The following is a 255-nucleotide window of genomic DNA, read 5'->3' as shown; positions in this document are numbered from 1 at the left end:
AGCCGCGGTAATACGAAGGGTGCAAGCGTTAATCGGAATTACTGGGCGTAAAGCGCGCGTAGGTGGTTTGGTAAGATGGATGTGAAATCCCCGGGCTCAACCTGGGAACTGCATCCATAACTGCCTGGCTAGAGTACGGTAGAGGGTGGTGGAATTTCCTGTGTAGCGGTGAAATGCGTAGATATAGGAAGGAACACCAGTGGCGAAGGCGACCACCTGGACTGATACTGACACTGAGGTGCGAAAGCGTGGGGA

At 53.7% G+C, this 255-nt stretch carries 1 rRNA gene; it reads left to right on the top strand.

Annotation, left to right across the window (positions count from 1 at the left end):
- Positions 1 to 255: ribosomal RNA gene (locus QSJ95_RS32770) — 16S ribosomal RNA — on the top strand; the annotation flags it as partial.

The sequence above is a fragment of the Pseudomonas sp. NBRC 100443 genome (genome assembly GCF_030268185.1).
Taxonomy (GTDB): domain Bacteria; phylum Pseudomonadota; class Gammaproteobacteria; order Pseudomonadales; family Pseudomonadaceae; genus Pseudomonas; species Pseudomonas citronellolis.
Note: the sequence above shows the minus strand (reverse complement) of the source record. Positions and strands in the feature narration are given on the sequence as shown.